Below are 6,220 nucleotides of genomic sequence, written 5' to 3' on the forward strand. Positions count from 1 at the left end.
GCTCCGCATTCACCGCCCTAGGCGGCGCACTCCAGGCAGATCGGGCCGAGCTTTGTCTCGTGCGAGACCTGCGAGCGGTGCTTGACGAGGAAGCACGAGACACAGGTGAACTCGTCGGCCTGCGGAGGCAGCACGACGACGTCGAGGTCGAGGTCGGAGAGGTCGGCACCGGGCAGTTCGAAGCCACCGGGGTTGTCGGCGTCATCGACGTCCACGACCCCTGACATCTTGTCGGGTACGCGCTCCTTCAGGGCCTCGATCGACTCCGAGTCGTCTTCGTTCTTGCGCGGTGCGTCGTAATCGGTTGCCATGCCCATCCATTTCAAGTAGCGCCGATCAAACCAAATCGGCGGCCATAGTTTGCACTATTCCGGGTGGAATAGCAAACCCCACTACAGGCCACCAAGGTCGGCTCCATCGTCAACTTTCGGCACGCCCGCCGTATTCCCCGAAAACGGGTGAGATCGTGACATTCTTGGGCGAACCAGTGATCGCGAGAGGGCTTTCGCCATGCAGGAATTGAAGGTTATCGGAGTCGAGAACGGCGCGCTGCTCGCAGCGAGCGAAGAGGGTGATCGTTTCCGAATCGTCATCGATGAGGTTCTCCAGTCCCGGATCCGCCAGTCGCAGGCTGACTCGACGACGGGCCCGAAGCTGTCGCCCAAGGAGATCCAGGCGCACATCCGTTCCGGCATGTCGGCGGACGACGTCGCGGCCGTGACCGGCGCCTCGGTGGAGTACGTGCGCCGCTTCGAGGGCCCGATCGTGGCCGAGCGGGAGCACATGGTGGCCTCTGCCCTGAGCGTGCCGGTGCACGCCTCACCCGAGCCCGACCCGGCCGACGAGGAAGTGAACTTCGGCACCGTCATCCGTGAGCGCCTGGCATCGCTTGGTGCGCAGAACGAGCGCTGGGCGAGCTGGAAGGAACCCGACGCCGGTTGGATCGTGAAGGTCTCCTTCACCGCCGATGAGATCGACCACGATGCGCGCTGGTCGTTCGACCCGAAGAAGAACCTGCTCTCCCCACTGGGCGGCGAGGCGATCGCCCTGTCCCAGCAGGGCGAACTGAAGGGCGGGCTGATCCCGCGCCTGCGCGCCGTGGGGCCGGACACCGGTCTCGAGGCGTCCCGCTTCGACAGCGCCGCCTTCACCTTCAAGGAGCCACTGACCGACGAGGCGCCGGAGGCGGCGGGCCATGTCGAGCCCATCCCCTACGGGCACAAGATCACGACGACCGACGCCGTGTCGCGCGCGGCCATCAAGCGAGCGGATGAGCCGGCGCAAGGCATGAGCGAGACCGCCGACCTGCTGAAGGCCTTGCGTCGCCGTCGGGGCGAGCGCGAGGCCGCCGGACACAGCGAGCACGGCGCATCCCACGGCGCGGCATCCGAGGGCGGCGAAGCGGCCCCCCGCACCGGCCCGGTGCAGGTACTGGAAGAGACGGCGCCCTACGACATCAGCAGCCTGAACGAGTCGGTCGCCGACGAGGCTCCGGCGCCGGCCAAGCCCGGCGCCGAACCACCCGCGGCGGCCCCACAGGCGCGGCCCAATATCTGGGCGGCAACGGCGGCGAAGGCGCAGGCCAGGAACGCCGGCGGCGGCCACGCCAAGCGAGGCCGCGCGTCGATGCCGAGCTGGGACGAGATCGTCTTCGGCGCGCGCACCACCGACGACGACCCGGCCTGAGCCGGCTCCCCGAGGGGTGCGCGCTTCCAGACAGGACGTCCTCGCTCTACGCCTGCGTGCGCACGGACTGGCCGGTGACGGCCTGCCATCACCCGCGGCCGTCGTCGAGCGGATGCTCGCGGTGCAGGCCCAGGACTTCCGTGCGGCCTTCTGGGCGCTCGGCGTGCGCTCCCCCGCCTCCACGGCCGCCGACGTGTCGGCGGCGATCGACAACGGCAGCATCGTGCGCTCCTGGCCCATGCGCGGCACCCTCCATTTCGTGCCGCCGGCAGAGCTCGGCTGGATGCTGGCGCTCACCACGCCACGCCTGCTCGCCAAACAGCGCACCCGGCGGGCCCAACTCGGGATCGACGAGCACGATGTCGAGCGGGCGCGGGAGGTTGCTGTGGGCGCCCTCGAGGGTGGGCACGAACTGACCCGGGCCGGATTCCTCCGGACGCTGGAAGAGAACGGGATCGACACCGCCGGCCAGCGCGGCTACCACCTGATCTGGCACCTCGCGCAGACCGGAACGCTGTGCTGGGGCCGGACGGAGGGGACGGCCCAGGTGCTGGTTCTCTTGGATGAGTGGGTGCGCGAACCGCGCATGCTCGAGCGGGACGAGGCCCTCGGCGAGTTTCTCGTGCGCTACCTGCGCGGCCACGGCCCGGCGACCCTCAAGGACTTCGCGTGGTGGTCGCAACTGACCATGATCGACGCGAAAACCGCGCTGGCGGTAGCCGGCGATCGGCTCGGCGAGCTGCGGCTGGGCGACGTGACCCTCTATTACGAGTCCGACACGAACGCGAACACCAACGCGAACACAGACGCGAACACAGACGCGAACACCCACGCGAACACCCACGCGGCGTTCTCATCGCCGCCTCCGCCGCGCGACGCCGTCCTCGCGCTGCCGGCTTTCGACGAGTACCTGCTCGGCTATCAGAACCGCGACCACGTCATCGATGCCGAGCTGTTCGAGCGGGTGGTTCCCGGGAAGAACGGCATGTTCCTGCCCATCATGGTTGCGGGAGGACGGATCGCAGGCACGTGGCGCACCACGCGCGCCGCCCGGTCACTGGGAGTGCGGCCGGAGCCGTTCGCGGCGCTGTCGCAACGACGCCTGGCGGGCTTTGAGCGCAGCATCCGTCGCTACTCGCACTTTCTGGGGACGACCATCAGCGTCACACCCGCGGCAGTGAACGGCGGTGACGCTAGCCTGTGAAGGTGCGCTGGATCGCGAACCTGAGAGCCAAGAACCGGCTGCCGCTTGTGCAAGTGGTGAAGACCTCGGTGGCGACCATCCTGGCGTGGGTGATCGCCCAGATGCTGCTGCCGACGGCGCTCCCGATCTTCGCGGCGATCGCCGCGCTGCTCGTCGTGCAGCCGAGCATCAACCAGTCAGTGGGCAAGGCGGTGGAACGCAGCCTCGGGGTGATCGGCGGAGTGCTGGTCGCCCTCGGCATCGGACTGCTGTTCGGGCAGTCGACCTGGATCGTGCTGCTCACCATCGTGCTGTGCATCCTGCTCGCGTGGGCGCTTCGGCTCACGCCGGGATCCTCCAACCAAATTCCGATCAGTGCCATGCTGGTGCTCGCCATCGGTGCCAACACCCCGAACTATGCTCTGGACCGCATCATCGAGACCGTGCTCGGGGCGGCGATCGCGCTCGTGGTAAACCTCCTGATCGTGCCGCCGGTGCTGCTCGGGCCGGCCCACGAGTCCATCACCCTGCTGGCCGAGGAGGTCGCGCAGACCCTTGAGCGGGTGGCGACGGCGCTGCGCGTTCCGCAGTCCGAAGCGGCGCTGCAGGAGCTCATGATCACAGCCCGACTGCTGCGTCCGATGCTCGTCGCCAGCGACAAGGCGGTCACGGAGGCCGAGGAGAGCCTCACCCTCAACCCACGGCAGGCGAAACCCCGGGAGCAGCTCGCCACCGACAAGGCACTCCTCTCTCGACTGCGCAGCCTGGTCACGCGAACGATCGGCATGACGCGGGCGCTCCGCGACCATTACGACGACGCACTCCACCTCGAGCCGACCGTGCAGGCATTCTCCCTCGAGCTGGAGCGGGCCGTGCATGACCTGCGACTGCTGGCCCGCGACACTGAATCGACCGTCGCCAGCGATCGGGGCCGCCAGGAGGAGCTTGCCCTGACCGCTCCGCTGAGGATCGCGACCCCGCACCCGCAGCACTGGATCCTGATCGGCTCGCTGATGGAGGACCTGCGCCGGGTGCGCGAGGAGATCCTCGGCGAGTAGGCTGCGGCCATGCGCGCACGGACGACGACGTCAGCGAGGGAACGCGCATCCGCTGCGGCCGCTGACATCGATCGTCAACCGGTGTCGACCCGTCGCCTGGAGGGCTTCACCGACGGCGTCTTCGCCATCGCGGCGACGCTGCTCGTGCTCGACATGAGCACGGCCGACTTCGGCCGCATCGCCTCTGAGCGTGACCTCGTCGACGCGCTTGTGGCGATCGCGCCGTCTGTGCTCAATGTCGCCATCAGTTTCTTGCTGCTGGGGCTGCTCTGGTCGATCCACGTGCGGCAGTTCGAGCACATCGTGCGCGTCGACGGCGCGCTGATCTGGCTGAACACCCTCAGGCTGCTCGGTGTGGTCCTGGTTCCGTTCGTCACGAGTCTCAACGACGACTTCAGCGACTACCTGGCCGGGCGGATGGCGCTGCCGGTGGTGTTCCTCGCCGTCGTGGTGCTGAGCGCCTGGCAGTGGTTCTATGCGAGCGCGCCCGGGCGCGGGTTCCTCGACGACATGTCGGAGGTGCTGGTGCACAACAGCCGGGTCAACGCAGTGACCGCGGTGGCCATCGCCACCGCGGTCGTCGCGTTGTCGAGCCTCATCGGCTCGTTCGCCTTCCTGCTGTTCGCACTCGATCCCGTCATCTCGCAGCTGCTGCGGCATGCGGGGATCGTGCGAGACGCTAGTCCTGGTTCAGAACCGCCTGCAGCTCGAGGGTGATCGTCACCTTCTCGCCGAGGAGCACGCCGCCGGTCTCGAGGGCTGCGTTGTAGGTGAGGCCGAAGTCCTCACGGTTGATCTCGGTGCGGGCGGACGCGCCGGCCTTGTAGTTGCCGTAGGGGTCGCCGCCGAAGCCGCCGAACTCGAACTCGAAGGTGACGGGCTTGGTCACGCCCTTGATGGTGAGGTCACCGTCAACGAGGAAGTCGCCCTTGACCTGGCGAACGCCGGTCGAGACGAAGTCGATGGTCGGGTAGGTCTCGGCGTCGAAGAAGTCGCCGGTGCGCAGGTGGCCGTCGCGGTTGGGCTCGTTGGTGTTGATCGAGGCGACGACAGCGGATGCCGTGACGGTGGAGTCGAGCGGGTTCGGTGCGGTGACGAACGTGGCGTTGAACTGTTCGAACTTTCCCTTCACCTTGCTGATCATGATGTGGCGGATGCTGAACCCGACCTCGCTGTGCGTGGGGTCGATCGTCCAGGTGCCGGCCTTGTATCCGGGGATCTCGGTGGTGATGATGTCGCTCATGCGTTCTCCTCTACGTTGTGGCGGGCGCTCGTGCTGCCCACAGGTATATGCAAGTGCATAGAAGTGCGGGATATTCCGCATCCGTCGGAATTCTTTCGGGACTGCCAGCGTGGCGGGTTAGGCTCGTCGGTCGAGACGGGAGGTGCGATGCCAGCCATGCCCGATGCCGCGGCCGAGGCGGTGCTCATCGCCGGCGCCGGACGCGCGATCCTCTTGCAGATCGCGAACCCGGGCGTGGGTCGCGGGGTCGCGGAGCACAGTGACTTCGCCTCGCGCCCGCTCGACCGCCTGCACGCCACGCTCACCTTTGTGTATGCGGTGGCGTTCGGCACGCCCGAGGAGATCGCCTTCGTGCGTCGCCGCGTGAGCAGCGCGCACCGCCCCGTGCACAGTAAGGCCGGGTCGCCGCCCTACACGGCGTTCGACCCGAAGCTGCAGCTCTGGGTGGCTGCGACCCTCTACGACACGGCGATGACCGTGCACCGGCACGTGTTCGGAGCGGCCGACGACGTGCTCGCCGACCGGCTCTACGCTGCCTATGCGGACCTGGGCACGGCGTTGCAGGTGCCCCTCGGTCTGTGGCCGCCCGACCGCACCGCGTTCGAGCGCTACTGGGCCGAGCAGGTGGGGCAGCTGACAACGGATGCCGCCACGCGTCGCGTCGCGCACCAGTTGCTGTGGCCGCCAATCGGCCCGCTGCCGCTGCGGGCGACGATGCCGCTCGCCAGGCTCCTCACCCTGGGTCTCCTACCCCCGGCTGTTCGCGACCTGTTCGGGTTCGGCTGGACCAGGCGGCAACAGTGGCTGTTCAACACCGTGATAGCGGTGACGCGTGGCGTGTATCCGCGTCTCCCCCGGCTGCTTCGGCAGTGGCCGAAGCGCCACTACCTGCGGCAGTTGCGGCGGCAGGTGCTCGCCGACGGTCGCGCGGCGGCCGGCAACAGCGGCGGCTGATCGCATCTGCTCGCGGGTGCTCGGATCAGGTCAGCGGGCCGCTTGCGGGCCTCGGTACTCGTCCTCGGTACTCGTCCTCGGTACTCGTCCTCGGTA

Annotated in this window: 7 protein-coding genes; 5 read left to right on the top strand and 2 right to left on the bottom strand. The window is 68.2% G+C overall.

Going from position 1 to position 6,220, the window contains the following annotated elements; translation table 11 throughout:
- Positions 1-17 precede the first annotated feature (17 nt).
- Positions 18-311: a DUF4193 domain-containing protein gene (locus EEJ31_RS04210; RefSeq protein ID WP_123045058.1), complete on the bottom strand. Its 294-nt coding sequence runs from the start codon at positions 309-311 to the stop codon at positions 18-20.
- Between the two features lie 199 nt (positions 312-510).
- On the opposite strand from EEJ31_RS04210, the gene sepH reads away from it, so the two are divergent.
- The 4 genes from sepH to EEJ31_RS04230 are packed head-to-tail and all read left to right on the top strand — an operon-like array spanning position 511 to position 4,644.
- On the top strand, positions 511-1,686 hold the full coding sequence (gene sepH, locus EEJ31_RS04215; protein WP_123045037.1) for a septation protein SepH: 1,176 nt from the start codon (positions 511-513) through the stop codon (positions 1,684-1,686).
- 16 nt (positions 1,687-1,702) lie between these two features.
- Positions 1,703-2,890, top strand: a complete 1,188-nt coding sequence (locus tag EEJ31_RS04220; RefSeq protein WP_148040123.1) for a winged helix DNA-binding domain-containing protein — start codon at positions 1,703-1,705, stop codon at positions 2,888-2,890.
- A gap of 2 nt (positions 2,891-2,892) precedes the next feature.
- Positions 2,893-3,927: an FUSC family protein gene (locus EEJ31_RS04225; RefSeq protein ID WP_123045059.1), complete on the top strand. Its 1,035-nt coding sequence runs from the start codon at positions 2,893-2,895 to the stop codon at positions 3,925-3,927.
- A gap of 9 nt (positions 3,928-3,936) precedes the next feature.
- Positions 3,937-4,644 carry a TMEM175 family protein gene (locus EEJ31_RS04230; RefSeq protein ID WP_123045039.1) on the top strand — a complete coding sequence of 236 codons (708 nt, stop codon included), beginning with the start codon at positions 3,937-3,939 and terminating at the stop codon, positions 4,642-4,644.
- Here EEJ31_RS04230 and EEJ31_RS04235 read toward each other — a convergent pair.
- Positions 4,607-5,170, bottom strand: coding sequence for a YceI family protein (locus EEJ31_RS04235; protein ID WP_199727264.1), 564 nt, complete (start codon positions 5,168-5,170; stop codon positions 4,607-4,609). The two genes, EEJ31_RS04230 and EEJ31_RS04235, sit on opposite strands and share 38 nt — an antisense overlap.
- Positions 5,171-5,317: 147 nt before the next feature.
- Between EEJ31_RS04235 and EEJ31_RS04240 the strand changes: the two genes are divergently transcribed.
- On the top strand, positions 5,318-6,124 hold the full coding sequence (locus EEJ31_RS04240) for an oxygenase MpaB family protein (protein ID WP_123045040.1): 807 nt from the start codon (positions 5,318-5,320) through the stop codon (positions 6,122-6,124).
- The last annotated feature ends 96 nt before the right edge of the window (positions 6,125-6,220 follow it).

It is taken from the genome of Cryobacterium tepidiphilum (assembly GCF_003716325.1).
Lineage (GTDB): Bacteria > Actinomycetota > Actinomycetes > Actinomycetales > Microbacteriaceae > Cryobacterium > Cryobacterium tepidiphilum.

Excerpts from the sequence above, each read along its gene's own strand:
- EEJ31_RS04210 (WP_123045058.1), bottom strand. The coding sequence starts at position 311 with ATGGCAACCGATTACGACGCACCGCGCAAGAACGAAGACGACTCGGAG.
- sepH (WP_123045037.1), top strand. The coding sequence starts at position 511 with ATGCAGGAATTGAAGGTTATCGGAGTCGAGAACGGCGCGCTGCTCGCA.
- EEJ31_RS04230 (WP_123045039.1), top strand. The coding sequence starts at position 3,937 with ATGCGCGCACGGACGACGACGTCAGCGAGGGAACGCGCATCCGCTGCG.
- EEJ31_RS04235 (WP_199727264.1), bottom strand. The coding sequence starts at position 5,170 with ATGAGCGACATCATCACCACCGAGATCCCCGGATACAAGGCCGGCACC.
- EEJ31_RS04240 (WP_123045040.1), top strand. The coding sequence starts at position 5,318 with ATGCCAGCCATGCCCGATGCCGCGGCCGAGGCGGTGCTCATCGCCGGC.